The 2,400-nt window shown below is 71.4% G+C and carries 3 protein-coding genes; 1 reads left to right on the top strand and 2 read right to left on the bottom strand.

All coding sequences use genetic code 11. The features are described from left to right. A partial coding sequence (locus C1A33_RS23750) for a GNAT family N-acetyltransferase (RefSeq protein WP_101833563.1) occupies nucleotides 1–561 on the bottom strand: 561 nt, incomplete at its 3' end. 242 nt (nucleotides 562–803) lie between these two features. Between C1A33_RS23750 and C1A33_RS23755 the strand changes: the two genes are divergently transcribed. Next, on the top strand, nucleotides 804–1,382 hold the full coding sequence (locus C1A33_RS23755; RefSeq protein WP_101833561.1) for a hypothetical protein: 579 nt from the start codon (nucleotides 804–806) through the stop codon (nucleotides 1,380–1,382). A 47-nt stretch (nucleotides 1,383–1,429) separates the two neighbouring features. Here the strand turns inward: C1A33_RS23755 and C1A33_RS23760 are convergent, their stop codons facing one another. Next, a complete protein-coding gene (locus tag C1A33_RS23760; protein WP_101833562.1) occupies nucleotides 1,430–2,176 on the bottom strand; it encodes an Abi family protein in 747 nt (248 codons plus the stop codon). Nucleotides 2,177–2,400: the final 224 nt, after the last annotated feature.

Genomic DNA, 2,400 nt, shown 5'->3' on the forward strand with positions numbered 1-2,400 from the left:
GGTTCGTGGTGCGCGACGCGGTTGCGGAGTCGAACGAGGCTGTCGACGGGGATAGAGCTGCCGCAGCATCGGCAGGAAGGTCTTCACCGCCGGATCGTCGGTGATCGGCCGCGCGCCGCCCAGCACCACGAAGCCGTGCCGGGCGTAGAGCCGGCGGGCGGGCAGGTTGCGCGGCGCCACCCACAGCCTGACCGCCTCCGCCCCCGACCGCCGGGCCCAGTCGAGCGCCGCCCTCAGCACCTCGTCGCCGGCGCCGCTGCCGCGGGCCGCGGGTGACACCCACATCGCGGCCACCTCGCGCAGCCAGGGCCGGCCGGCCGGCGTCAACCCCTGCACCATGCCGACCGCGTCCCCGCCCTGTTCGGCGATCGCCACCAGCCGGGTGGGAGAGTCCGCGCCAGCGGCGGCGAGGCGCGCCCACTCCTCGGGCGGCTGGGCGCGAGCCACCTCGAGGGTGTGCCAGAAGGCGGCCGGCGCGTCGGCGAGGGCGGCCAGCCGCAGCCGGCACAGCAGCGGACCCTCGTCCGGCCGGATGGCGCGGGCCCGGATGCCCTTCGTCACAGCGGCTCCCTCTCTCGGCGGCGGCCTCACCTGTCCCCGGCAGAGCAGAACGAGCGATCCACCGGGATTGTCCCGACACGTCCCGGACCGGCCACTACGCGACCGGACCGGCCTCGCGCCGGTGTTCGGCGCTGGACGTAATCGGCGCGACCTTTGGCTCAAACAGCCCCCGGGCGGCCCCGCCAACACGGATACTGATCACAGCGGCGGGAGGGCGGAGGAGTCGCCGGAGATGATCCATCGTGGGTAGGCCGGTCTCACTCATCGTGCGGCAGGACGGTCCCTCGTGGTCGGCCTGGTCGCCCCAGTACCCCGGCCTCGCCATGGTGCAGCCGGCCACCGCGGACCTGCGGGCGGTGCTGCCCGAGGTGCTCGGCTGGTACTTCGGGGAGGACGCGCGGATCGAGCCCCGGGTGCACTGCGAGCGCGAGGCGCATGGCGTCGTCGTCCGCATCGCCCAGGATGAGCACGTCTACGAGCGGGAGCTGGTCGCCGAGCGGCTGGGTGAGGCGCTCGGCTCGGCCGGCCAGCGGGCGCGGCTGTCCTCCGCGACGCTCGGTGGCGGTGGCGGCGTCACTCTGGTCTGCGCCCTGCAGTCCGACCGGGTCTCCTGGCTCGCCGAGCAGATGGAGGAGGACGACGCCGTCATCGCCCTGCTTCCGGTCGCGGAGTCGATGCTGTGGGCCGTCCGCTTCGGTGTGGGTGATGACGCCGCCGACGGCGACGAGGCGACCGTCTCGCTGTCGGCCTACCCGCCGTCGACCACCCTCGGGGAGATCCTGCGCACCTACGCCGGCCCCCGCGAGCACCTCCACCGATGAGGGCAGGCTCAGGCGCGAGCCGGAGGAGAACGCCGTCCACATGTGCGTCACGGCTTCCGAGCGCGGTCGGCGTCTGAAGGGGGGTCACCTGGCAGGTGGCCTTGTGAGCTGTGTACTGCGGGCGGTTGCGGTGGCCGTGCCAACAGGAGAGCGGGCACGCGGCTCCGGCTGCTGATCCACTCCTCGACGCTGGCGTCGAGATGTCCGGTGACACGCAGTAGATCGCGATGGAGGGTCGCGAGCGGCCGACTGTGAATCGGTTCGTGGTGCGCGACGCGGTTGCGGAGTCGAACGAGGCTGTCGACGGGGCTGTAGATCCGGGTTCGTTGCGCCGGGCGGAGGTTCGGAAACGCGCGGCGGAGTGCGGGAGTCCACAGGGTCGTCTCGTAGCGCCTGGTCAGGAGGTAGCGCCAGAAGCCGAACGTCAGCTCGGCGATCATTCGACCGGGCGTGATGACTTTCCCGTCGCGACGCAGCCTGGCGTAGGCGTCGGCGACGTCCCGCCGTCGGTGGGCTTCGAGGATGCCGGCCGGGTCGTCGAACCACTGGCCTGGCCTTCGCTGGCGCTGATGCCAGAGGGTGAGCTGGTCGTGCAGCGCGTTGCGCAGGACAATCTCGAAGAGCCCGAGGACCTCGTGGAACGCGGCGCTGATGCTGCTGTTCCACTCGTACAGGGCCACTGCCTGCTCAAGATCGTGGTTGCAGGCCCGTTCGTACGGATCGAGGCGCTCGGCGCTCAGCCTGCGCCGGATCTGGACCGCGAGAACGTGCGGCGGAGTCAGGGCGTTCGACATCGGGCTACCGGTCTTCTACACTGTGCAGTGGACACCCCGGATGGCCTCTACCGCTCAAGGCGGCAAGCCCCCGGGGTTTTGTCTGTGCGTTCACCTTATGGTGATCAACGTGTCCGAACTCGCGTCCCCACACGAAGACCACAGCTCGCGGCCGGTGCCAGGCTGGTGGGGTGACTCTGTCGAAGCGTGCGTCCTGGTTCCTGGTCGCGGTGGGTGTGTGGTCG

It is taken from the genome of Frankia canadensis (genome assembly GCF_900197875.1).
Classification (GTDB): Bacteria; Actinomycetota; Actinomycetes; order Frankiales; family Frankiaceae; genus Frankia; species Frankia canadensis.